This is a genomic window from Gilliamella sp. B2923 (assembly GCF_026536565.1).
Classification (GTDB): Bacteria; Pseudomonadota; Gammaproteobacteria; order Enterobacterales; family Orbaceae; genus Gilliamella.
Genome location: NZ_JAFNNZ010000001.1, coordinates 147224 through 170199 on the forward strand (window position 1 = coordinate 147224; position 22976 = coordinate 170199).

A 22976-nucleotide genomic window follows, 5' to 3' on the forward strand; every position below is an offset into this window, starting at 1 on the left:
TGTGTCAAAATCCGCATTGAATATTGTACTGTTTGAGCCAGAGATTCCAGCGAACACTGGCAATATTATTCGTCTGTGTGCTAATACAGGATATAATTTGCATATTATTGAGCCAATGGGATTTTATTGGGATGATAAAAAACTACGGCGAGCAGGGCTGGATTATCAAGAATTTGTCAATGTCAAACGTTACAAAAATCTTGAACAGTTCTTAGATGTTAATCAATTGGATTTGACTAAACAGGTTTATGCATTGACTACAAAAGGTCAAAAGCCGCATAGTGCCGTGAATTATCAATCAAATGATTTTTTAATGTTTGGGCCTGAAACACGAGGTCTACCAGCTACAATACTCGATGCGTTACCACAGGATAATAAAATCCGCATTCCTATGTTAGCAACCAGTCGTAGTATGAACTTATCCAATTCAGTAGCGGTAGTTGTTTATGAATCTTGGCGTCAGCTTAATTATGCCGGGGCTAAGTAAATAGCTTTGATATTTTTAGGTCAATAATAGATAGCAGTTAGATAACAAAAAGAGAGGTAAGTCAATTCCTCTCTTTTTGTCGTGCAATAAGCGTGATATTGATAATAAACACGTTTATTTTACACGTGAAACGTATTCACCTGAACGTGTATCAACTTTAAGCACTTCACCAATTTGTACAAATAGTGGAACACGTACAACGGCACCGGTTGAAAGTGTAGCGGGTTTACCACCAGTTCCGGCTGTATCACCTTTCAAGCCCGGATCTGTTTCAATAACTTCAAGTTCAACAAAGTTTGGTGGTGTAACAGCAATCGGTTGACCATTCCATAATGTTAAAATACATTCAGCTTGATCGACTAACCATTTAGCATTATCACCCACTGCTTTTGCATCGGCAGAAAGTTGCTCAAAAGTATCGTTGTTCATAAAATGCCAGAACTCACCGTCGGTATACAAGTAAGTTAAATTCATATCGACAACATCAGCAGCTTCAACAGATTCACCTGATTTGAATGTTTTATCAACAGTTTTACCTGAAAGTAATTTTTTAATTTTAACGCGGTTAATTGCTTGCCCTTTACCTGGTTTATAAAACTCATTTTCAACAATTACACACGGCTCGCCATCTTGCATTATTTTAAGACCGGCTTTAAACTCATTAGTACTATAAGATGCCATAAAAGCTCCAACTATCATTCTGAATTACAAAAATGAGCCACATTATACAGCAAAAAGTTGAACAACCAAATAAAGAAGCATGGATTTTTGATCTTGCCAACGTTGTGACGGATATTAAAACACTCTATCGTTGTTTAGATTTAGATCCTGATACGATTTCTTTGTCTATGTTACAAGCAAAGAAACAATTCCCGCTGCGTGTGCCTTTAGCTTTTATCAATCGTATGAAAAAGGGCGATAGTCATGATCCTCTTTTGTTGCAGGTACTTTGTGATGATAACGAAATGTTGCAAGTCGCGGGATACAGTGATGATCCGTTACAAGAGCAAAATAATGCAATCCCGGGATTACTGCATAAATATCATAATCGGGCACTGTTAATAACTAAAACCGCTTGTGCGATCAATTGCCGTTACTGTTTTAGACGTCACTTTCCTTATCATGAAAATCAGAGCAGCAAAAAAAACTTAAATATAGCGCTTAACTATATTGCCACTCATCCTGAACTCGATGAGATTATTTTATCGGGCGGCGATCCATTAATGGCGAAAGATAATGAGATCGCATTTTTGATAAGTGAATTAGAAAAGATTCCACATATCAAGCGGTTACGCATTCATACTCGTTTGGCAGTAGTGATTCCGTCAAGAATAACCCAACAATTATCTCGATTATTTGCGCAAAGTCGATTACAGATAATTGTGGTTACACATATTAATCACCCCAATGAGATTGATAATGAAGTTACCCGTGCGATTTGGCAATTAAAACAAAGTAATGTATTAGTGCTTAATCAAAGCGTGATGTTAAAAAATATTAATGATAATGTTGAGGTTTTAGCCCAATTAAGTAATAAGCTGTTTGATAGCGGTATTTTACCTTATTACATTCATCTGCTTGATAAAGTTCAAGGCGCTGCACATTTTTTCGTTGATGATAAAACCGCCAAACAATTGATGAAACAGCTTGCTGAAAAAGTATCCGGTTATTTAGTGCCAAAACTGGCTCGTGAGATTGGTGGAGAAAAAAGTAAGCGGGTACTTGCTGTTGCTGATTGATTTTGTTTTACTTATGGTATCAAATAATCTGGTGTTGATTGGATGATGATTTGTTCAATTGTCGCGCTGCTGATCGTCCATGCAGGTTAGCACTTACCGACATTTATTGATTAGGTATTATTCAATCGTCAGTTTTTATATTATTGTGCTATAAATAAATTTTAGATCATATCTGTTACACTTATCTTTGAAAATCTCATTGACGAAAAATAAAATAGCTTCTATAATTCCGACCTCTTTAATTAATGATGTAGAGTTTTTACTCTGCAACCTGTTGATAAATTAGATTTGGATATAAATCGTCATGAAACGCACATTTCAACCATCAGTATTAAAACGCAATAGAACTCACGGTTTCCGTGCTCGTATGGCAACTAAAAACGGTCGTCAAGTTCTTGCTCGCCGTCGTGCTAAAGGCCGTGCTCGTTTAACTGTTGCTAGCTGATTTTAAGTTGAGTGATTAATTTCACTTTTCCTCGGGAGTTACGTTTGTTAACTCCCTTTGATTTCAATTATGTCTTTCAAGAGTCCGTTAGAGCTGGCTCACCCTTTCTTACATTAGTTGCACGAATAAATGATTTAAATCATCCTCGTTTAGGATTTGCTATAGCAAAAAAACAGGTTAAACGTGCACATGAGCGCAACCGTATTAAGCGTTTAACGAAAGAATATTTTCGTCTTCATCAACATCAGCTTCCTAATATTGATTTTATTTTAATGGCTAAACATTCTGTTATCGAATTGGATAATAAACAGTTAGTTGCAACATTAGATAAATTATGCCAACGAATTATCGCCAAACAAAAAGTTTGAATAAACTTAAATTGATTATCAAACAGCATGTCTATGCGGCTAAATCATTGATAATTAATTTTTTTATTTTATTTATTCGCGCTTATCAACGGATTATAAGCCCGTTGTTTGGTCCTAAATGTCGCTTTACACCTACTTGCTCTCAGTATGCAATAATTGCACTACGACGCTTTGGATTAGTAAAAGGTGGTTGGCTAACGGTCAAACGTGTATTAAAATGTCATCCTTTACATGAAGGAGGAGAAGATTTTGTTCCTCCAAAAACTAAAACCAATAGAGAAAAACATTAATGGGATCTCAACGTAATATCTTAGTCATTGCTTTACTTTTTGTCTCTTTTTTAATTTGGAAGGCATGGGTGGATGATCATGCACCTAAACCACCAATGACTAACCAAATGACTCAACAAATAAGTGATGATGATTCAACAGGCAATTTAGCTTTAGGTAAAACCATTACCATTAAGTCTGACGTATTGTTACTCACAATTAATACTTATGGTGGTGATGTTCAAGCAGCACAATTATTGAAATATGATCAAACGCTTCATTCAGGTACACCTTTCCAATTATTAACATCTCGTCCTGATTTTGTTTATATTGCTGAAAGTGGTTTAACAGGTAAAGACGGACCTGATAATGCTATTCAAGATGCGAAACGCCCGGTATACCAAACTGCGCAAACAGAATATGTGTTAGCTGACGGACAAAATGAATTACGTGTTCCGTTAACTTATCAGATTAATGGCATTACTTATACTAAATACTACATTTTACAACGTGGTAACTATGCTATTGATGTGCAATATGATATCAATAACCAAAGTAATGGACCGATTGATGTCGCGATGTATGGTCAATTGAAACAAACTATCAAATTACCAGAAGATGCTGTCACTGAAGGTGGGGGCGGACTTGGATTAAGCGCATTCCGTGGAACTGCATATTCAAGCTCAAGTACAAATTATAGCAAATATAGTTTTGATGATATTAAAGATAAAGCATTAGCGGTAGAAACGCAAACTGGTTGGATTGCTATGTTGCAACACTATTTTGCTTCAGCATGGGTGCCAACACAGGATCAAAATAACCTTTTTTATTCACGTGTAACTGCTAAAAATACGCAAGCAACTATTGGTTTCAAAGGTCAATCAACTGTTATCCCGGCAGGTGCTAGCCAATCAATTGGCGCTAAGCTATGGTTAGGTCCGGAAATCCAAAGTCAATTGAAAGAAACGGCAAATCATCTTGATTTGATTGTTGATTATGGTTGGTTATGGTTCTTGTCACAACCGTTATTCTACTTATTGAAATTTATTCAAGGTTTTGTCAGTAACTGGGGTGTGTCGATTATTATTATTACCTTTATTGTGCGTGGAATTTTATTCCCGTTAACACGTGCGCAATATCGTTCAATGGCTAAAATGAAGTTATTACAACCTCGTTTACAAGCGTTAAAAGAGCGTTATGGTGATGATAGACAGAAGATGAGTATGGAAACAATGGCTCTTTATAAGCAAGAGAAGGTTAATCCTTTGGGCGGTTGTTTGCCATTGATTATTCAAATGCCTATCTTCTTATCGCTATTTTATATGTTAGGTAATACCGTTGAACTTCGTCATGCACCATTTGCGTTATGGATTCATGACTTGTCAGCGCAAGATCCTTATTATATATTCCCATTATTAATGGGTGCGACGATGTTCTTAATACAGAAAATGTCACCAACGGCGGTCACAGATCCATTACAACAAAAATTAATGACTTTTATGCCGTTAATTTTCACTGTGTTCTTCTTATGGTTCCCGTCAGGTCTGGTTTTATACTATATCGTGAGTAATTTATTTACCATTGCTCAGCAACGTATTATCTACTGGGAGCTTGAGAAAAAGGGACTTCACGAAAAGAAAAAGAAATAGAAATCGTATTAGAAAAAGGAGGTGTTAAACCCTCCTTTTTTGTTTTGCTTTTAGGTAAGAATGGAAATGAATATACAGCAACAATTTAATTTAACCGGCAATGAAACCGGATACTGGTTTGTCAGCGCCAATGGACGATTGTGGTTACCTAATGGCGAAGTGCCAACGGGTTATGCTAAAGAGTTTGGTTTTACTAACCAATTAGCTCAGCCAATTGGCGAATGGAATGGTCAAACTGCTTGGCTGATTTGTCATGAAATGAAAAGCTCGATGAGTGTCATACGTCCACTGCTTAATAAAACTGATCAATCGCTATTTAATATGGCCGGTCGAGCGGTGCAATTGGCTGAGTTTTATCGCTCCCACAAATATTGTGGCTATTGTGGTCATCAAATGTATATTAGTAGTTCAGAATGGTGTTGTTTGTGCCATAACTGCAAAGAACGTTATTATCCTCAGATATCACCTTCTATTATTGTTGCAATCCGACATCAAAATAAAATTTTATTGGCTAAGCATGTCAGACATAATCAAGATGACTTATATACGGTTTTAGCGGGTTTTACTGAAATAGGTGAAACAATGGAAAATGCTGTTGAACGTGAAGTATATGAAGAGTCAAAAATCAAAATTAAAAATATCCGGTATGTAGGATCGCAACCTTGGCCATTTCCTAATTCACTAATGATGGCTTATTTGGCTGATTACGAGAGCGGTGAAATCTGTATCGACAAAAATGAGTTAGTACAAGCTGATTGGTTCCATTATTCTCAGTTACCTAAAATTCCAGAGTATGGGACGATAGCAAGGCGCTTAATTGAAGATACGATTGTATTATGCCGTGAATATGATGAGTTTGGTGAAGACTAATCATATTCACGAAGTTAATGGCCGTATTTGTTTACTGATAGTCGATAGTTCGGATTAAATTTGTTGTTTTTGATTCATCACCGGTTGTTACACAAACGGCCTTAGTCCAGTCGCTATAGACGGTATAATCAGAATATGAACAAGTTTCATTGATTTCAACTTCTTGTTCATTTTTATCGTTTACAATAATTTCACCACTTGATGAAAGTTTAAATGTTTTTGTAATCGATTTTTCTAACTGATTAATATTACTATAAACTAAAGTTTTCTCTTGTAGCAAAATTGGGAAATTGACTTTATTATCAACTGGCACATATGCGCTGTATAAAACTAGCTCAACGCGATCATATTGGTCATAAACAATTTTACTATTAAAAATGACATTATTTTCTGCAAAATGCGATAGTGTCATTTCAACCAAACGACCATCTTCATCAAATTCATTTCTTGCAACAATATCGCCTTTGCTATTTTTCATACCGAGTATATTTTTGCTGGCATCAAATGTGATTTTATAATCATTGCGGTTTTCTTTTGTTCCGTAAAAATATTTAGCGTTCTTATAATCGAGTTCGCCATAAAAACCTTCTAAATCATAATTAGCAACATAACCTTGTTCATTATAATTGATGAGCTTATCTGATGCTCCTTCAATTTTTTGTTGTTTAATTAATTTATGATTTGGTAGTAATTCCGGTTCATTATGGAAAAGATAACTATTGATTATAGTAACAGGTAAGTATGACAGGGATTGAACCTCTTCATCAAACGTGTCTGAACTTAGGCTATCAACATTTAAATTATTATTTTGGTTGTTGTTTGTTTGAGATGAAGATGCTATCTGGGATGACTGTTCTTCATCACATCCTGTTAATACTAATAAAAAGCTTAATGAACATATTGATAAATAAAATAATGATTTATTCATAATTTAGGCTTCTATTTCATGTTATTGTAAGAAAATGAATGTGATTAAACGTAGATTTTTTACCTAGTTCACTATTATGTTACTTCTATTAATGGCATTTATTAATGGCATTGACACCAATTTGCCAAATCTTCTAAGTTCCAACGTTTCATCATTTCACACCATGCGTTTCGCCAATGATTTACTGTATTACCATTAAAACCTAATTCAGTTTGGATTTGCATATTATTTTTTCCGGAAACAAGCGAATTAATAAATTCAATCCATAGTTCAGACTTAGGAAGACGATTAAGAATTGTGTCACTTAAAATGTTAAAGCTACGTCGGCAACGCTTACAACGATAACAAGTGCGTTTACCAACTTTGGTTGTTTCTGTTGAACTACAATATAAACAAACTGGCGATTGTTCATTTAATAAAGACGTGACTTTTTCAATCAGTATTTGATGTTGTTTGGTAAGTGTCGGGGTGATTTTTAATTGTTTTGCACCGGTATACCATTTGTTTAGTAATGGATAGTAAGACTTCAAATGATCAACAATAGCTTGATCTCGCCGCATGACTTTTTCTAACGTACAGCCTAATTTTTTTGCAATAGTTTGGTAACTTTTGTTCGCTATACGGCTAGTAAATATCGTTTCTAACCAATCAAATGGTGATAATCGATTAAAAGAGGTGTTAGATGCTACATTGAAATATTTGTCACAAGCTTTGCAACGATAGGTATTTGTTGGTTTTGAACGAATCAGATAGAATTCATTTTGTTGGCAAAAAGGACAAACTTCTATATGTTGTGAAGCCATTTTTTCTAAATCATGACGAAATTTATTCAGTTCATCATGCAATTCAATTGGAACAAGTTCATATATCATTTTCTACTCCCAAATCGCTTAACTTTGTAAATATTATCAGATTTTTACACAAACATATAGTTTTACTGAAACTTTTTTACATTTAGAACTGCCAGATCGTTATTAAATTTAGGTCATTAACTAATTTGAATTTTAGGGCTGCTATTGGTGGGTTATTTATTTAAAAATGTTGAATGGATAATGTTAATAATCATTAGTCTAAAATTTAGTCATAAATAATAAACATTTTTTAGACAAATTTAGTTAATTTATGTAAAAAATCGACAGGGTTTTAGCCAGTCGATTTTTGTTTATAACTTGATGATATTATGGGTTTTGTAACCACTGGGCAGCTTGTTTGGCAAAATAGGTTAGCACGCCATCAGCGCCCGCTCGTTTAAAGCATAGTAACGATTCCATGATAGTCGATTTTTCATCTAACCAACCATTTTCAATGGCAGCTTTGAGCATAGCGTATTCACCAGATACTTGATAAGCAAAGGTAGGTACGGCAAAAGTTTGTTTAACTTTCGTGACAATATCAAGATAAGGCAGCCCTGGTTTAACCATTACCATATCCGCTCCTTCGCTCAAGTCTTGATAAATTTCTTGTAGTGCTTCATCACTGTTAGCGGGATCGAGTTGGTAAGTTTTTTTATTGCCACCTTTTATATTCGATGCTGATCCGACTGCGTCACGGAAAGGGCCATAAAAGCTTGATGCATATTTGGCTGAATATGCCATAATTTGGGTATTCACAAATCCATGCGATTCAAGCGCATTACGTATAGCGCCGATGCGACCATCCATCATATCGCTAGGTGCAATAATATCAACGCCAGCTTGCGCTTGAACTAAGGCTTGCTTAATCAACGTTTCGACTGAAATATCGTTTAGAACATAGCCTTGATCGTCAATAATGCCATCTTGCCCATGTGTAGTATAAGGATCGAGCGCAACATCGGATAAAATGCCTAGTTGGGGAAAGGCTTTTTTTAGGGCGCTAATTGCTCGGGGAACTAAGCCATTTTCGTTATAAGCTTCTTGCGCCAATAATGATTTTTTTGATGCATCGATAGCCGGAAATAACGCTAAAACAGGTATGCCTAATTTAACCACTTCTTCTGCTTCTTTTAATAATACATCGATACTCATGCGATTAACATTAGGCATTGATGAAACAGATTGAGTTATGTTTTTACCTTCAACAATAAAGACAGGATAAATTAAATCATTAACTGTTAAATGATTTTGAGCAACTAGACGGCGGCTAAAATCATGTGCTCGATTGCGACGTAAGCGGCGTTGAGGGTATTGACCGGTAAAAAATAATGACATAAAACACCTATTTATTTTGAATAACTATCGTTTATTATCTGACTGAGCTTGTAGATTAGCAAATTAATTTGCTCTGTGGTAATTATTCGATATTTTACTTTACAACATATATCGATTAGAGGTAAAATTGCGCACTAATTTTTAGTCCTTTGTGATATTAAACAAATTTGAGGTGAGAGGCACATGCCAGTAATTAAAGTACGTGAAAATGAACCTTTCGATGTAGCATTACGTCGTTTCAAACGTTCTTGCGAGAAAGCAGGGATTTTAGCTGAAGTTCGTAACCGTGAATTTTACGAAAAACCAACGACTATTCGTAAACGCGCAAAAGCAGCAGCTGTTAAACGCCATGCTAAAAAATTAGAAAGAGAAAACGCTCGTCGCACTCGTCTATACTAAGATTTATACTGAAAATTTTAATTGATACTAACTATCAATTTTATCTATTTTTAATATAAAGAGATTTTAACAAGCCGTACATTTCGATACGGCTTGTTGTCTTTGGGTAATACCAATATTGGTTGAATTTTATCATGAAAGGTCGTATTCCTAATGATTTTATTTTAGATTTAATTGCTCGCACAAGTATTCTTGATGTGATCAGTAAGCGCGTTAAAATGAAAAAGAAAGGAAATAACTACTTTGGTTGTTGTCCTTTTCATGATGAAAAAACCGCCTCTTTTTCACTAAATGAAAAAAAACAAATTTACTATTGTTTTGGATGTGGTGCATCCGGTTCGGTAGTGAATTTTCTTATGCAGTACGACCGTTTATCTTTCCCCGAAGCAATTGAAGAAATCGCTAGCATGCAAGGGATACAAGTTCCTTATACTGATAGCGATAACAGCCAACTTGATAATTCAAAACAGATTGAATCGCGTAATGTTCGCCGTGACCTTTATACACTAATGGCAAAAATCACCAATTTTTACCAGCAGCAATTAACATTAACCACGTCAAAAGATGCGCAACAGTATCTTTTACAGCGAGGGCTTAACAGTGAAATTATTGCTCGGTACAAAATAGGTTACGCACCTAACGAATGGCGTTCAACTTTCCAAAGTGTGGCAAAAACGAAAGCGGAAACTCATCTTTATGATCAAGCTGGCATGTTAGTGACCAGTGACGGTGGTAATCAATATGATCGTTTTCGTGGTCGAATTATGTTTCCTATTCGAGACAGGCAAGGCAATGTGATTGCTTTTGGTGGGCGCACGATAATCAATGATTCGGCTAAATATATCAATTCGCCAGAAACCCCAATCTTTCATAAAGGATTCCAATTATATGGGCTTTATGAAGCACAAGAGATTAATCGTAACCCCGATAAACTCATGGTGGTTGAGGGGTATATGGATGTTGTTTCGCTAGCGCAATATGGCATTGATTATGCTGTGGCAGCATTAGGAACATCCACATCAGAACAACACATCAAGTTACTATTTAGGGCAACTGATTCTGTCATATTTTGTTATGACGGTGATAAAGCGGGTCGTAGTGCAGCTTGGCGTGCGCTTAATGTGTTACTGCCTTGCTTGATTGACGGTAAACAAATTACATTTGTTTTTTTGCCACAGGATGAAGATCCGGATAGTTTTGTACGTAAAGTGGGCAAACAAGGTTTTGAATCGCATTTACAATCAGCGCCTAACTTATCTCAATTTTTATTTGATGAATTATTAAAACAAGTTGATTTAAGTAGCTCTGAAGGCAAAGCAAAATTGAGTGCACTTGCTATACCAATGCTTGAGCAAGTAAAAGCGAAAGCTTTCAGGTTGAATTTACTTCAACAACTGGGGCGTTATTTAGGCTTACTTGATGTTGCGCAAATTGAACAATTAATTCGTGATAATCGTCAAAAAAGTGAAGATAAGACGGCTGAAGTTAAGCCTTCAATTCAAATGAAATTAACAATTATGCGTATTTTAATTGGTTTGTTAATACAGTATCCAAACCTTGCTAAACAAGTCTCGGATATCAATATTATGCGTCAAGCCAAGTTAGCGGGGATTGATATTTTTATTGAATTACTTGAATTATGCCAACATTACCCAAATATAACTACAGCCCAGATATTAACGCAATGTATTGATAGACCGTTTTATAAGCAACTTAATCGTCTAGCAAGCTGGGAACACCATTATCAAGATGATGAAATAAGCACAATATTTTCTCATACTTTAAAAGAGTTATATGATAATATACTCGCCCAAAGGCAAGATGAACTGATCGCAAAAGAGAGAGTCTCCGGCTTAAGTACCGCAGAGAAAAAAGAATTAGCGACACTAATACTTGTTTTATCAAAAAAAGACTAAATATATAGGGTATATGGAGACAATATCATTTTGTCTTACATATATATTATACATTACCGAATAACTAAATGTGGATACCTTTTATGGAGCAAAATTCTCAATCACAGTTAAAACTTCTGATCATTCGAGGTAAGGAACTGGGATACCTGACCTATGCTGATGTCAACGATCACTTGCCAGAAGAAATTATTGATTCAGATCAGATTGAAGATATTATCCAAATGATCAATGATATGGGGATTCAAGTTCTTGAAGAAGCCCCTGATTCTGATGAGTTATTACTTTCAGATAATGTTCCTGATGAAGAAGCTGTTGAAGCAGCGACAGCATTGGTACTTTCTAATGTTGAATCAGAAATAGGTCGAACTACCGATCCTGTGCGTATGTACATGCGCGAAATGGGGGCGGTTGAACTTTTAACCCGTGAAGGCGAAATTGACATCGCAAAACGTATTGAAGATGGGATTAACCAAGTTCAAACCTCTGTTTCAGAATATCCAGAAGCGATTACTTATCTTTTAGAACAATATAATTTAATTGAAAGTGGTGAAGTACGTCTGTCTGATCTTATCACTGGCTTTGTTGATCCGAATGCTGAAGAATCAGCAGAAGAGTTACCGGAAGAGTTAGATGATAACGAAGAAGAGATCGAAATTGATGATAGCGACGATGAAAACGAAGAGGAAGACAGTGATTCTGCTGATGACGATGTCTCTATCGATCCGGAAGTTGCCAGAGCTAAGTTTGCTGAATTAAAAGAACAGCATGATAAAACTTCAGCCGCTATCAAAAAGTATGGACGTGCACATAAAAAAGCACAACAAGAGATCGAAAATCTATCCGAAATCTTTAAACAATTTCGTTTAGTGGGTAAACAATTCGATATTCTTGTAAATAATATGCGCAGCATGATGGATCGCGTAAGAGCACATGAGCGTGTGATTATGAAGATCTGCGTTGAGCAGTGCAAGATGCCGAAAAAACAGTTTATGACCCATTTTACCGGCAATGAAAATAACATGAGCTGGTTTAAAAAAGCCTTAACGGCTAAGGGTGCTTTTGCCGCAAATTTAAAAGAGTTTGAAGAGCCTATTGAAGCTGAAATTAATTGTTTGCAGCAAATTGAAACGGAAACTAATTTATCTATAGAACAGATTAAAGATATCAACCGACGTATGTCTATTGGTGAAGCAAAAGCTCGTCGGGCTAAAAAAGAGATGGTTGAAGCGAATTTACGTTTGGTTATCTCTATTGCGAAAAAATACACCAATCGAGGATTACAATTCTTAGATCTTATTCAAGAAGGTAATATCGGTTTGATGAAAGCTGTTGATAAATTTGAATACCGTCGTGGTTATAAATTCTCAACTTATGCTACATGGTGGATTAGGCAAGCCATTACTCGTTCTATTGCTGACCAAGCCAGAACGATTCGTATTCCGGTGCATATGATTGAAACAATCAATAAGCTAAACCGAATCTCTCGTCAAATGTTACAAGAGATTGGGCGCGAGCCAACTCCAGAAGAGTTGTCTGAGCGTATGCAGATGCCAGAAGAGAAAATTCGTAAAGTGCTGAAAATTGCCAAAGAGCCAATTTCCATGGAAACACCGGTCGGTGATGATGAAGATTCACACTTAGGTGACTTTATTGAAGATACAGCGCTTGAGCAACCATTAGATGCAGCGACATCAGAGAGTTTACGAAGCGCAACTCGTGATATCTTATCAGGATTAACGCCGAGGGAAGCGAAAGTACTACGTATGCGTTTTGGTATTGATATGAATACTGACCATACACTTGAAGAGGTCGGTAAACAGTTTGATGTTACACGTGAACGTATACGTCAAATCGAGGCTAAGGCATTACGTAAATTACGTCATCCAAGCCGTTCTGATGTGCTTCGCAGTTTCTTAGAATAAATCTTACTATCTTATCTATCGCCACTTTTGTGGCGATTTTTTTTAACTTATCACGCTTGAAGCCATGAACCTACTACAACGTTTTAAAATCGATCCGTTTCTATTAATTTTAATTTGTGTGGTGTTGACTGCCAGTGTTTTTCCTTGTGAAGGGCAAACTAAAGTTGTTTTTGAATACCTAACAACGTTTGCTATTGGCTTATTATTTTTTATGCATGGCGCTAAGTTATCATTTCAGGCCATCGTTGTCGGGATTAAAAATTGGCGACTGCATCTATTCATCTTTGCTACGACCTTTATTCTTTTCCCTATTTTAGGGGTACTAATGCAATTTTTAGTCCCTACTTTCTTACCCTATGAACTCTATCTTGGATTTGTCTATCTTTGTGTTTTACCCGCCACTGTTCAATCAGCAATCGCCTTTACATCCATAGCCAAAGGTAATGTTGCGGCTGCAATTTGTAGTGCATCAGCATCTACTTTATTAGGGGTATTTATAACGCCTGTATTAGTGGGTTTACTTATGCATACTCAAGCGGCAGGATCAATGAATTTGCTTGATGCTATCTCATCAATTATGCTCAAACTGATGTTACCATTTGTAGTCGGTCATCTCTCACGGCGATTTATTGGTAAATGGGTCGATAAATATAAAACAGTGATTGCTAAAACAGATCGCTTATCCATTTTGTTAGTTGTTTATGTTGCCTTTAGTGATGCGGTTGCTAACGGGATTTGGTCTAAAATTAGTTTGCTATCACTTATAGAGATTATCTTTTATTCTATCGTCTTATTAACCATTGTATTGTTGTTGACCACTTATGGGTCGCGACTATTAGGTTTTAATAAAGAAGATGAGATTACCATTGTGTTTTGTGGTTCGAAAAAAAGCCTTGCTAGTGGCATTCCAATGGCAAGTGTTATCTTCCCAATGTCGATAATGGGCATTATGATTTTGCCTTTAATGATTTTTCATCAAGTACAACTCATGATCTGTGCTGTACTGGCTGCACGTTATGCAAAGCGAAAAATGTAAAAATTGTTTTGCTCATTGCTTGATTCTCAAGGATAATAGCTGGGCTATTAACAACAGAAAGATATATTATGTTTCATCTATTTGCTGATTTAGAATTTACAACCATTGTATTATTAGTTTTGGCACTATTTTTTGTTCTTTTTTACGAGGCAATTAATGGTTTCCATGACACAGCTAATGCTGTGGCAACAGTAATATATACAAGGGCATTGAAAGAACAACTTGCCGTTTTTATGGCAGGTATGTTTAACTTTTTTGGCGTATTGCTCGGCGGGCTGAGTGTCGCTTATGCTATTGTTCACCTTTTACCGACAGATCTTTTACTAAATGTAAGCTCAGCGCACGGGCTTGCGATGGTATTTTCCATCTTATTTGCCGCAATCATTTGGAATTTAGGCACTTGGTATGTAGGTATTCCTGCATCAAGTTCACATACCTTAATTGGATCGATTATCGGTGTTGCACTGGCTAATGCCTTTATTACAGATACATCGATCATTGATGCACTTAATATACCTAAAATGATTTCAATCTTTTTATCATTGATTATTTCCCCTGTTGTTGGGCTTGTGATTGCCGGGTTGATGATCTTTTTACTGAGAAAATATTGGACTCGCAAAGGTCAAAGTAAAAAGAGCCGCAAAAAAAGAGAACGTATTTTCATGACGCCTGAACAGCGTGAAAAGCTTTATGGTAAAAAGAAACCGCCATTTTGGATCCGTATTATGCTAATTATTTCGGCGGCGGGAGTGAGTTTTTCTCATGGCGCTAATGACGGACAAAAAGGGATTGGTTTATTAATGCTGGTATTAATGGGTATTGCGCCGGCCGGCTTTATTGTTAATATGCAGGCTTCTACTTATGACATTACTAATACTCGTAATGCTATCCATAATATTGAAGAGTATTTTGTCACGCATAACCAAGAGCTTAATTCAGTGATTGGTTCACAAACTGCTGTTGATACAACTATTCCTGAAACTGATTTAAATAAATATCATTGCGATTATTCTCGCTCTTTTACCACCTTAGGTATTGCTAATAACTTATTTAATAAACTCAATGATTATGAAACGCTAACAGTAGACCAACGTTCACAAACCAGACGCATTTTACTATGTTTATCTGATACGGTATCACATGTGGCTAAACAACCTAATGTGTCTTCACAAGATAAGCAATACTTAAAATCATTAAACAATGATTTACTTAAAACTGTTGAATATGCGCCAATTTGGATCATTATTGCCGTTGCATCAGCGCTAGCTGTTGGTACCATGATTGGTTGGCGACGTGTTGCTATTACTATAGGTGAGAAAATTGGTAAAAAAGGCATGACTTATGCACAAGGCGTCTCAGCACAAATTACCACTGCTTTATCAATTGGGATTGCAAGTTATACCGGTATGCCGGTTTCGACAACTCAAGTGCTTTCATCATCAGTAGCCGGTACTATGATTGTTGACGGCGGCGGTGTACAAAGTAAGACAATAAAAAATATTGCGCTGACATGGGTTTTAACACTTCCAATATCAATTTTGTTATCTGGGTCACTTTTTTGGCTTGCTCAAAAATTGATTTAGTAGTAAAAATAGAGTACTGATTATCAATTTAACTAGGAAGTTAAAAATAGGAAGGAGTAAAGTATCATGGCTTATAAACATATATTAGTCGCAGTTGATTTATCACCAGAAAGTGAAGTGCTTGTCGAAAAAGCAGTTTCTATGGCCCGACCATATAATGCTCAAATCTCATTGATTCACGTTGGTATTAATTATTCAGATCTTTACACCGGTTTAGTTGATATCAATATGAATGATATGAAAGATCGTATTACTGAAGATGCGCACATTGCCTTAAATAAATTGGCTGATGAAGCAGGTTATCCAATTGCACATACCCTCTCCGGAAATGGTGAATTTGGTCAAGTATTAATTGAAGCTATCCACGAATATGGGGTTGATTTAGTTGTTTGTGGTCATCACCAAGATTTTTGGAGCAAATTAATGTCTTCTGCTCGCCAACTCATCAATAATACTCACATCGACACATTAATCGTGCCGTTAAAAGATGATGAGCCTGCGCAAGAGCCAGCAAAATGAAATGTTAAACATCAACCCGCTTTATAAGCGGGTTTTTTTATTAAAAAGATAATATTTTTGTCAAGAACTTTCAGAAATACTATACGTTTGAGTATAATTTAAAGAATAATTTTCTAGTTAACCTATAAAGTATTCTAAAAAATACTCAGATAATTCTTAATATACAAGGAGATTGAGTATGAATATCGCTTTAGTTACCGGTGCATCTTCAGGGTTTGGTCAAGCAATCTGCCGTAAGCTTATTGCAGACGGTTATAAAGTTGTCGGTGCTGCTCGGCGTATAGATAAATTGCAAAAGCTGGCAACAGAGTTAGGTACCAATTTTTTTGGATTATCTTTAGATGTCACAAAGAAAGATTCGGTTGAGACAATATTATTACAATTGCCTAAAGAGTTTCAGCCAGTTGATATCCTGATTAATAATGCAGGGTTAGCCTTAGGATTAGAAACAGCTGATCAAGCTAATTATGATGATTGGGAAACCATGATTGAAACCAATATTATTGGTTTAGTGCATTTAACCCATCAAATTTTACCGGGTATGGTTGAGCGTAATTTTGGCTATATCATTAATCTTGGATCGGTAGCCGGAACATACGCTTATAAAGGCGGTAATGTTTACGGCGCTACCAAAGCATTTGTTAAACAATTTAGTGCAAATTTACGTACTGATCTTTTGGGAAAGAAAGTCAGAGTGACAAATATTGAGCCGGGGTTATGTGGTGGCACTGAGTTTTCTAATGTCCGTTTCCATGGTAACAATGAACAAGCCGCAGCTGTCTATGAAGGTGTTGATTACATCACGCCGGAAGATATTGCCAATACGGTGTCATGGTTGGTTAACACACCTGCACATTTTAATGTTAATTCCATTGAAATTATGCCTGTTGCACAAGCTTCGGCAGGGTTAGCGGTGAGTAAATCACTGTAATAGCCAAACCAGCATTGGCATTTAGATTATTGATCTCGATGCTGTTAAATCGTAAAAAAATGGATTTTGTCAACAAAATAGACTTGCACTTATGCTAATGGATTGATATTCTTTCTTCTTGTAATTTTGATTGAGGTTTATGGGTAATGACATTTACTGAAGTAACAAATACATTTGCGACAAGTTTGCCAGGTACAGACAGTTATGTAAAACTGCGTAAAGCTATGCGAACTTTAATTCAAGAAGATCCAAAAAATGCATCGGTCTATTTTTTGATCTTTGGCTTTGCTCGCACTTATGTCATGTTATATGAAGATCAGGAAGTTTCGCCACAGTTTGCCGAAGATAATCAAAAATTGATGTTATCGTATCTCAATATTCTTGATGAAGCATTAAAGAAACAAGATGCTCAAAGTATCTACCAAGCTTTAAACAAGGTAGTCAATGAGTACGAAAACAGCAAAAAAGTTTTTTAATTAATACAGCCTGACATGAAAATGTCGGGCTGTTTTGTTTTAAGTTTAATATAGAATTTTATTCAAGGAAAAATAATGAACATTATCATGACCATTATTAGCATGATTGGCACCACAGGCACTATTATTAAATATAGGGCGGGTTGATTTTTCCTTAAAAATATTGAAAAACCCGCCAAAAAAGGCGGGTTTTTTACTTTATATACAAAATAGGTTCAAAATCTTAAAAGTTACAAACTAATATTTTGAATAAGAACTGGCATAAATTAGGATAATAAGTAAAGGTGTGATATGAAAGTTTTAAAATTTGGAGGTACATCTGTCGCTAACGCAGAACGTTTTTTGCGTGTTGCAGAGATTATTGAAAATAATGCAAAGCAAGAGCAGACAGCAACTGTTTTATCGGCACCCGCTAAAATTACCAATCATTTGGTTGCAATGGTCGAAAAAACGGTCGCAGGGCAGGATGTTGAAACTAACATTTATGATGCAGAGAAAATTTTTGCCGATCTATTAGAAGGTATCTCAAAAGCAGTACCTAATTTTGCCTATGACGAAATGAAACGGTTTGCACTCAATGAGCTTAATAACCTCAAACAGTTGCTAGAGGGGATTGGGCTATTAGGTCAGTGTCCTGACAGTATTAATGCTTCAATCATTTGTCGTGGTGAAAAACTTTCTATTGCTATTATGCAACAGTTATTAATAGCAAAAGGTCATGCCGTAACGGTCATCAATCCGGTTACAATGTTAATTGCTCAAGGCGATTACCTTGAATCGACTGTCGATATTGTTGAGTCATCACATCGAATTAGTGAAATGCATATTCCACCTGAAAATATTATCTTAATGGCTGGTTTTACAGCGGGTAATGACAAAGGTGAATTAGTCGTGCTTGGTCGTAATGGTTCAGACTATTCAGCCTCCGTGTTGGCTGCATGTTTACGGGCAAGCTGCTGCGAAATTTGGACAGATGTTGATGGCGTTTACACTTGTGATCCTCGCATTGTGCCTGATGCTAAATTATTAAAAACAATGTCTTATCAAGAAGCAATGGAGCTTTCTTATTTTGGTGCTAAGGTGCTTCATCCAAGAACAATCTTACCGATAGCTCAGTTCCAAATTCCTTGTTTAATTAAAAATACCAACAATCCTGATGCACCCGGTACATTAATTGGGGCAAATGTTGTTGATTCAACAACACCGGTAAAAGGTATAACTAATCTCAACAATATGGCAATGATTAATGTATCCGGACCAGGATTAAAAGGTATGGTTGGCATGTCAGCCCGTGTCTTTTCAGCCATGTCCTATGCGGGTATTTCTGTTGTACTTATTACCCAATCATCATCCGAATATAGCATCAGTTTTTGCATTCCACAAACTGAGCTATATCGAGCGGAAGAAGCCTTAAGTGATGAATTTTATTTAGAGCTTAAAGACGGTTTACTTGAGCCAATTGAGGTGATTGATAAATTAGCTATCATTTCTGTCGTGGGTGACGGAATGCGTACTTTACGTGGTCTGTCGGCTAATTTCTTTACCGCATTAGCTCGAGCAAACATTAATATCGTTGCTATAGCGCAGGGATCTTCTGAACGTTCTATTTCAGTTGTTGTCGATAATGATGTGGCGGTAATGGGCGTTCGGGTCACTCATCAAATGTTATTTGGCACCGATAAAATGTTAGATGTTTTTGTGGTGGGTGTTGGTGGTGTTGGCGGTGCCTTAGTTGATCAAATTGGTCGCCAACAACAATGGCTCAAAAACAAACAGGTCGATCTGCGTGTTTGTGGTTTATTTAACTCTAAACATAGCGTACTTAATCGTGATGGTATTGATTTGACCAATTGGCGTGAGCAGATAAAACAGAGTCAAATACCTTATACATTAGACAGTATTATAGAGTTTGCGAAAAATAATCGATTACTGAATCCTATATTAGTTGATTGTACTTCCAGTAATGAAGTTTCCGATAAGTATGCTGATTTTTTAGCAAACGGTTTTCATGTTGTCACCCCTAATAAAAAAGCCAATACCAGCTCCATGGCTTACTATTTACGCTTACGTCAAGAAGCGGCAAAAAGTAAGCGTAAGTTCCAATATGATACCAATGTAGGTGCTGGTTTACCGGTTATTGAAAATCTACAAAATTTACTTAACGCTGGTGATGAATTGATTAAGTTCTCAGGTATCTTATCTGGGTCATTATCGTTTATTTTTGGTAAGCTTGACGAAGGGATGTCATTGTCTGAAGCTACCAAATTAGCTAAGGAAAAAGGTTTTACAGAGCCTGATCCACGTGATGATTTATCGGGCACCGATGTGGCAAGAAAATTGTTAATTCTAGCGCGAGAAGCAGGATTACAGTTAGAACTTGATCAAATCAATGTCGAATCTGTTTTACCAGCTGAGTATGCGCAAGGTAGCATTGATGAATTTATGGCAAAATTACCTCAGCTCGATGCTCAGTTTAAAGCAAAATCTGAGCAGGCAGCCAAAGAGGGAAAAGTATTACGTTATGTCGGCAGTATTGATGGTAATCAATGTAGCGTTAAGATTGAAGCGGTGGATAGTGAAGATCCTCTTTATAAAGTCAAAAATGGCGAAAATGCATTGGCATTTTATACAAGATATTATCAACCAATTCCACTGGTTTTACGTGGCTATGGTGCTGGCAATGATGTTACCGCAGCAGGTGTTTTTGCGGATATTTTACGTACAACATCAGGTAAAATTGGAGGATAAATGAGCCATAAATCTATAACTGTCTACGCACCTGCATCAATGGCTAATATTAGTGTTGGTTTTGATATTTTAGGTGCTGCCATTAATCCGATTAGTGGGGCAATGCTTGGGGATTGTATAACGGTTGAATCGGCTAATGAATTTAATTTGATTAGCAAAGGGCAATTTGTAAAAAAACTGCCTCGTGATCCTAAATACAATATTGTTTATCAATGTTGGCAGCGTTTTTGTAAAGCAATGGGGAAAACGTTACCGGTGAGCATTACACTTGAAAAAAATATGCCAATTGGTTCTGGATTGGGGTCGAGCGCTTGTTCTGTTGTCGGGGCATTTGTTGCTTTAAATACGTTTTTCGATAAACCTTTTAATGAGTTTGAAATGCTTTCAATGATGGGGGAACTTGAAGGACGGATATCCGGTAGTGTGCATTATGATAATGTTGCGCCTTGTTACTTAGGTGGCATGCAATTTATCCTTGATGAAATGGGCATCATTAGCCAAACCATTCCACATTTTGAAAATTGGTATTGGGTAATGGCTTATCCCGGCATTAAAGTATCGACAGCAGAAGCACGAGCCATATTACCTGCTCAGTATCAAAAAGCAGATTGTGTTGCGCATGGTCGTTATGTCGGTGGTTTTTTACATGCCTGTTATACTCAGCAACCAAAATTGGCCGCCGCGATGTTAGTGGATAACATTGCCGAGCCTTACCGTAAACAATTATTACCAAACTTTGATGAAACACAAAAACGGGTGAAACAACTTGGCGCACTTGCTTCGGGTATTTCCGGCTCAGGACCAACCATGTTTGTCATTACGGATAATCTTGATACAGCTGAGCAAGTAGAATCATTACTGAAAAGTGACTATTTGCAAAATGATGAAGGTTTTACACATATTTGTAAAATCGATACGCAAGGTGCAAGAGTTATTTAAGCTTGATTAAGAAAACAAAATATTAGTGAAATTAAAAGATTCCAATGGTTTTTGGTGAAGTTGAAATCCCAAACAACCCACAATTAAAGTATAAAGATAATCGGAACATATTATGAAATTGTATAACTTAAAAGATCACAGTCAGCAAGTTAGTTTTGCCCAAGCGGTTGAGCAAGGGCTAGGAAAAAATCAAGGTCTGTTTTTCCCTGAGCAATTACCTAAATTCTCAGCTAATGAAATTGAGTCTCTGTTAAAACTTGATTTTGTTACTCGAAGTGCCAAAATTTTATCTGCTTTTATTGGCGATGAAATTAGTCATGAAGATATGCAACGATTAGTCAAAAATGCCTTTGAGTTTCCTGCACCAGTCAAATCAGTTGAAGAAGATATCGGAACGTTGGAACTCTACCATGGTCCTACCTTAGCATTTAAAGATTTTGGTGGGCGTTTTATGGCGCAAGCCTTAGTTCAAGTAGCTGCCGATAAAAAAATCACTATTTTAACCGCCACTTCTGGCGATACCGGTGCGGCAGTTGCCCATGCATTTTATCATTTACCAAATATTAGGGTCGTTATTTTATACCCTGAAGGTAAAATCAGCCCACTTCAAGAGAAACTATTTTGTACCCTCGGTGATAATATTCATACAATCGCAATTCAAAGCGATTTTGATGCTTGCCAGTCATTAGTTAAACAAGCGTTCGATGATGAAGCATTAAAATCAGCTATAGGGTTAAACTCAGCTAACTCTATCAATATCAGTCGATTATTAGCGCAAATTTGTTATTATTTTGAAGCGTATGCTCAGTTAACGCCAAAACAGCGTGAGCAGTTGGTTATTTCGGTGCCAAGTGGTAATTTTGGCGACTTAACCGCAGGCTTACTGGCGAAAACCATGGGATTACCAGTTAAACGTTTTATTGCTGCCACCAATGCTAATGATACTGTTCCACGCTATTTAGACACGGGTAAATGGGAACCTCATGCTACTGTGGCAACTTTGTCTAACGCAATGGATGTGAGCCAACCAAACAATTGGCCTCGGATTGAAGAAATCTACAAAAGAGAAAACTGGGTGTTAAAATCATTAGGACACGCTGCCGTTTCCGATGAGGTTTCCAAACAAAGTGTCCGTGAATTAGCCCAAAAAGGTTATCTCTCTGAGCCACATGGCGCCATTGCTTATCGTGTACTTCGTGACCAGCTGCAAGAAGGTGAATATGGTTTATTTTTAGGTACAGCTCACCCGGCTAAATTTAAAGAGGTTGTGGAAGAGATTTTGGGGCAATCAATACCACTACCGAAAGAACTTGCTGAGCGTGCTGATATGCCATTACTTTCGCATTATATGCCCGATGATTTTACCAAATTACACGATTTTCTAATTAAATTAGATTGGTAGATTACTCTGAGATCGCCGCTAATTTAGCGGCGTTTTTTTATTATCACCATTCAAACAAAAGTTGAATAAACTAATGTGATGTGCATTAGATAACTGAAATCTTGTTTAAATCTATATTTTCAGCTATTGTAATGCCAATTATGTCATTATAAGGATATTAT

22 protein-coding genes are annotated in these 22976 nt (G+C 36.5%); 18 read left to right on the forward strand and 4 right to left on the reverse strand.

Annotation, left to right across the window (positions count from 1 at the left end; translation table 11 throughout):
- Position 1 precedes the first annotated feature (1 nt).
- Complete coding sequence (gene trmL / locus J3U42_RS00605; protein ID WP_324169853.1) at positions 2 to 487, forward strand: tRNA (uridine(34)/cytosine(34)/5-carboxymethylaminomethyluridine(34)-2'-O)-methyltransferase TrmL; 486 nt, start codon at positions 2 to 4, stop codon at positions 485 to 487.
- Positions 488 to 601: 114 nt separating this feature from the next.
- Here the strand turns inward: trmL and efp are convergent, their stop codons facing one another.
- On the reverse strand, positions 602 to 1168 hold the full coding sequence (gene efp, locus J3U42_RS00610; RefSeq protein WP_034882790.1) for an elongation factor P: 567 nt from the start codon (positions 1166 to 1168) through the stop codon (positions 602 to 604).
- A gap of 32 nt (positions 1169 to 1200) precedes the next feature.
- Here efp and epmB point away from each other — a divergent pair, with 32 nt between their 5' ends.
- The 6 genes from epmB (at position 1201) to nudC (ending at position 5827) form a co-directional block, all read left to right on the forward strand.
- On the forward strand, positions 1201 to 2226 hold the full coding sequence (gene epmB / locus J3U42_RS00615; protein ID WP_267329917.1) for an EF-P beta-lysylation protein EpmB: 1026 nt from the start codon (positions 1201 to 1203) through the stop codon (positions 2224 to 2226).
- Positions 2227 to 2530: 304 nt separating this feature from the next.
- Positions 2531 to 2671 (forward strand): 50S ribosomal protein L34, encoded by a 141-nt coding sequence (gene rpmH / locus J3U42_RS00620; RefSeq protein ID WP_034944344.1) that lies wholly within the window; start codon positions 2531 to 2533, stop codon positions 2669 to 2671.
- A gap of 11 nt (positions 2672 to 2682) precedes the next feature.
- On the forward strand, positions 2683 to 3039 hold the full coding sequence (gene rnpA, locus J3U42_RS00625) for a ribonuclease P protein component (RefSeq protein WP_267329918.1): 357 nt from the start codon (positions 2683 to 2685) through the stop codon (positions 3037 to 3039).
- Between the two features lie 47 nt (positions 3040 to 3086).
- A complete protein-coding gene (gene yidD, locus J3U42_RS00630; protein WP_255556236.1) occupies positions 3087 to 3329 on the forward strand; it encodes a membrane protein insertion efficiency factor YidD in 243 nt (80 codons plus the stop codon).
- Positions 3329 to 4957, forward strand: a complete 1629-nt coding sequence (gene yidC / locus J3U42_RS00635; protein WP_220218050.1) for a membrane protein insertase YidC — start codon at positions 3329 to 3331, stop codon at positions 4955 to 4957. The genes yidD and yidC overlap by 1 nt, the downstream gene beginning before the upstream one ends.
- Before the next feature lie 66 nt (positions 4958 to 5023).
- Positions 5024 to 5827 (forward strand): NAD(+) diphosphatase, encoded by an 804-nt coding sequence (gene nudC, locus J3U42_RS00640; RefSeq protein ID WP_220218049.1) that lies wholly within the window; start codon positions 5024 to 5026, stop codon positions 5825 to 5827.
- Between the two features lie 31 nt (positions 5828 to 5858).
- Here the strand turns inward: nudC and J3U42_RS00645 are convergent, their stop codons facing one another.
- The 3 genes from J3U42_RS00645 to hemB all read right to left on the reverse strand — a co-directional run bounded on the left by J3U42_RS00645 (position 5859) and on the right by hemB (position 8944).
- Complete coding sequence (locus tag J3U42_RS00645; RefSeq protein ID WP_220218048.1) at positions 5859 to 6755, reverse strand: hypothetical protein; 897 nt, start codon at positions 6753 to 6755, stop codon at positions 5859 to 5861.
- Positions 6756 to 6856: 101 nt separating this feature from the next.
- Complete coding sequence (locus tag J3U42_RS00650) at positions 6857 to 7627, reverse strand: hypothetical protein (RefSeq protein ID WP_267335004.1); 771 nt, start codon at positions 7625 to 7627, stop codon at positions 6857 to 6859.
- A 306-nt stretch (positions 7628 to 7933) separates the two neighbouring features.
- Positions 7934 to 8944, reverse strand: a complete 1011-nt coding sequence (gene hemB / locus J3U42_RS00655; protein ID WP_267329921.1) for a porphobilinogen synthase — start codon at positions 8942 to 8944, stop codon at positions 7934 to 7936.
- Between the two features lie 183 nt (positions 8945 to 9127).
- On the opposite strand from hemB, the gene rpsU reads away from it, so the two are divergent.
- The 11 genes from rpsU (at position 9128) to thrC (ending at position 22815) form a co-directional block, all read left to right on the forward strand.
- Positions 9128 to 9343, forward strand: a complete 216-nt coding sequence (rpsU, locus tag J3U42_RS00660; RefSeq protein WP_024495180.1) for a 30S ribosomal protein S21 — start codon at positions 9128 to 9130, stop codon at positions 9341 to 9343.
- 134 nt (positions 9344 to 9477) lie between these two features.
- A complete protein-coding gene (dnaG, locus tag J3U42_RS00665; RefSeq protein ID WP_220218045.1) occupies positions 9478 to 11259 on the forward strand; it encodes a DNA primase in 1782 nt (593 codons plus the stop codon).
- Positions 11260 to 11342: 83 nt separating this feature from the next.
- Positions 11343 to 13181, forward strand: a complete 1839-nt coding sequence (rpoD, locus tag J3U42_RS00670) for an RNA polymerase sigma factor RpoD (RefSeq protein WP_267329922.1) — start codon at positions 11343 to 11345, stop codon at positions 13179 to 13181.
- Positions 13182 to 13245: 64 nt separating this feature from the next.
- On the forward strand, positions 13246 to 14217 hold the full coding sequence (locus tag J3U42_RS00675; protein ID WP_267335006.1) for a bile acid:sodium symporter family protein: 972 nt from the start codon (positions 13246 to 13248) through the stop codon (positions 14215 to 14217).
- Between the two features lie 68 nt (positions 14218 to 14285).
- Complete coding sequence (pitA, locus tag J3U42_RS00680; protein ID WP_220218042.1) at positions 14286 to 15800, forward strand: inorganic phosphate transporter PitA; 1515 nt, start codon at positions 14286 to 14288, stop codon at positions 15798 to 15800.
- A gap of 66 nt (positions 15801 to 15866) precedes the next feature.
- Positions 15867 to 16319, forward strand: coding sequence for a universal stress protein UspA (uspA, locus tag J3U42_RS00685; protein WP_220218041.1), 453 nt, complete (start codon positions 15867 to 15869; stop codon positions 16317 to 16319).
- A gap of 178 nt (positions 16320 to 16497) precedes the next feature.
- Positions 16498 to 17250, forward strand: a complete 753-nt coding sequence (locus J3U42_RS00690) for an SDR family NAD(P)-dependent oxidoreductase (RefSeq protein WP_220218040.1) — start codon at positions 16498 to 16500, stop codon at positions 17248 to 17250.
- A 146-nt stretch (positions 17251 to 17396) separates the two neighbouring features.
- Complete coding sequence (locus J3U42_RS00695; RefSeq protein WP_220218039.1) at positions 17397 to 17726, forward strand: hypothetical protein; 330 nt, start codon at positions 17397 to 17399, stop codon at positions 17724 to 17726.
- A gap of 291 nt (positions 17727 to 18017) precedes the next feature.
- Entirely contained in the window at positions 18018 to 20474 is a 2457-nt protein-coding gene (gene thrA / locus J3U42_RS00700; RefSeq protein ID WP_220218038.1) for a bifunctional aspartate kinase/homoserine dehydrogenase I, read from the forward strand.
- A complete protein-coding gene (gene thrB / locus J3U42_RS00705) occupies positions 20475 to 21413 on the forward strand; it encodes a homoserine kinase (protein WP_220218037.1) in 939 nt (312 codons plus the stop codon).
- Between the two features lie 112 nt (positions 21414 to 21525).
- Positions 21526 to 22815 carry a threonine synthase gene (thrC, locus tag J3U42_RS00710; protein ID WP_267335008.1) on the forward strand — a complete coding sequence of 430 codons (1290 nt, stop codon included), beginning with the start codon at positions 21526 to 21528 and terminating at the stop codon, positions 22813 to 22815.
- Positions 22816 to 22976: the final 161 nt, after the last annotated feature.

Bases quoted from the DNA above. Each gene is read 5' to 3' on its own strand.
- efp (WP_034882790.1), bottom strand. From the start codon at position 1,168: ATGGCATCTTATAGTACTAATGAGTTTAAAGCCGGTCTTAAAATAATG.
- epmB (WP_267329917.1), top strand. From the start codon at position 1,201: ATGAGCCACATTATACAGCAAAAAGTTGAACAACCAAATAAAGAAGCA.
- rpmH (WP_034944344.1), top strand. From the start codon at position 2,531: ATGAAACGCACATTTCAACCATCAGTATTAAAACGCAATAGAACTCAC.
- yidC (WP_220218050.1), top strand. From the start codon at position 3,329: ATGGGATCTCAACGTAATATCTTAGTCATTGCTTTACTTTTTGTCTCT.
- nudC (WP_220218049.1), top strand. From the start codon at position 5,024: ATGAATATACAGCAACAATTTAATTTAACCGGCAATGAAACCGGATAC.
- J3U42_RS00645 (WP_220218048.1), bottom strand. From the start codon at position 6,755: ATGAATAAATCATTATTTTATTTATCAATATGTTCATTAAGCTTTTTA.
- J3U42_RS00650 (WP_267335004.1), bottom strand. From the start codon at position 7,627: ATGATATATGAACTTGTTCCAATTGAATTGCATGATGAACTGAATAAA.
- hemB (WP_267329921.1), bottom strand. From the start codon at position 8,944: ATGTCATTATTTTTTACCGGTCAATACCCTCAACGCCGCTTACGTCGC.
- rpsU (WP_024495180.1), top strand. From the start codon at position 9,128: ATGCCAGTAATTAAAGTACGTGAAAATGAACCTTTCGATGTAGCATTA.
- dnaG (WP_220218045.1), top strand. From the start codon at position 9,478: ATGAAAGGTCGTATTCCTAATGATTTTATTTTAGATTTAATTGCTCGC.
- rpoD (WP_267329922.1), top strand. From the start codon at position 11,343: ATGGAGCAAAATTCTCAATCACAGTTAAAACTTCTGATCATTCGAGGT.
- J3U42_RS00675 (WP_267335006.1), top strand. From the start codon at position 13,246: ATGAACCTACTACAACGTTTTAAAATCGATCCGTTTCTATTAATTTTA.
- pitA (WP_220218042.1), top strand. From the start codon at position 14,286: ATGTTTCATCTATTTGCTGATTTAGAATTTACAACCATTGTATTATTA.
- uspA (WP_220218041.1), top strand. From the start codon at position 15,867: ATGGCTTATAAACATATATTAGTCGCAGTTGATTTATCACCAGAAAGT.
- J3U42_RS00690 (WP_220218040.1), top strand. From the start codon at position 16,498: ATGAATATCGCTTTAGTTACCGGTGCATCTTCAGGGTTTGGTCAAGCA.
- J3U42_RS00695 (WP_220218039.1), top strand. From the start codon at position 17,397: ATGACATTTACTGAAGTAACAAATACATTTGCGACAAGTTTGCCAGGT.
- thrA (WP_220218038.1), top strand. From the start codon at position 18,018: ATGAAAGTTTTAAAATTTGGAGGTACATCTGTCGCTAACGCAGAACGT.
- thrB (WP_220218037.1), top strand. From the start codon at position 20,475: ATGAGCCATAAATCTATAACTGTCTACGCACCTGCATCAATGGCTAAT.
- thrC (WP_267335008.1), top strand. From the start codon at position 21,526: ATGAAATTGTATAACTTAAAAGATCACAGTCAGCAAGTTAGTTTTGCC.